Raw genomic sequence first — 926 nt, forward strand, 5'->3', positions numbered from 1 at the left:
TCACCCTAGCGAGAGGCCGGGCGCAGGAGTCGGTCGAGCAGGGCCAGCGCCTCGTGCTGCGGTGCGGCGTCGTCGAGCAGCCACTGCGTCTGCAGACCGTCGGAGGCCGCCACCACGAGAGCGGCGACGGCGTCGGCATCCACGTCCTGTCGCATGCGGCCGGACGCCTGCTGCTCTCGCACCACTGCGGCCATGTCGTCTCGCAGACGGGAGAAGCGGGTCGTCGCGAACTCCCGCGCGGCAGGGTGCCCCTCTTCGAGCGCGGCGGCGACGAGCGTGGAGTACAGCTGCACGAGACCGGGCACCTCGCGGTTGGTGCGTGCCGACTCGATCATCCGCTCGACCGGCGTGGCGTCGGCCGAGAAGGCGTCGGGGCGCTGGCGCTCGGGGGCGTTGCTCTCTTGGTAGACGGCGACGAGAAGCTCTTCGAGCGACCCGAAGTAGTGGGTGAGGGCGGCGTGCGTGACCCCGACGGCGCTGGCGATGGACCGGAGGCTGGTGCGGTCGGCTCCGCGGGCGGCGAAGACCTCGATCGCACGATCCAGGATCTCCTGCCGGCGCGCGATGCCCTTGGCATACGCCCCGCGTTGACGGGGTCGATCCTGAGCATCGGTCATGGGATCGAGTGTAGCCATCTGAAAACTTCCATGCGGAGGTATTTGGTGATAGCGTGCTCGGACAGACGGGTCGATGCGCCCGCACGTCGCCGATGACTGAAGGAGAGACCAGTGACGATCCAGACTTCCATCCAGCTGTTCACGATCAAGGACCAGCTGGAGACCGACCTCGAGGGCTCGCTGAACGAGGTCGCCGCCCGTGGCTTCACCGCCGCGGAGCCCTACGACTTCCTCCCCCGTGCACAGCCGCTCGCGGACGCGCTCGCCGCCGCAGGACTCGTCGCCCCCTCGGGGCACGCCTCCCCCCCC

General features: G+C 69.7%; 1 protein-coding gene and 1 pseudogene. One reads left to right on the forward strand and one right to left on the reverse strand.

The genetic code is table 11. The features are described 5' to 3' along the window. Window positions 1-5: 5 nt before the first annotated feature. Window positions 6-617 (reverse strand): TetR/AcrR family transcriptional regulator, encoded by a 612-nt coding sequence (locus J7E68_RS13580; RefSeq protein ID WP_215173414.1) that lies wholly within the window; start codon window positions 615-617, stop codon window positions 6-8. A gap of 111 nt (window positions 618-728) precedes the next feature. Here J7E68_RS13580 and J7E68_RS13585 point away from each other — a divergent pair. Next, window positions 729-926: pseudogene (locus J7E68_RS13585) on the forward strand (sugar phosphate isomerase/epimerase); the annotation flags it as partial.

The organism is Microbacterium sp. ISL-103, from assembly GCF_018613995.1.
GTDB lineage: Bacteria > Actinomycetota > Actinomycetes > Actinomycetales > Microbacteriaceae > Microbacterium.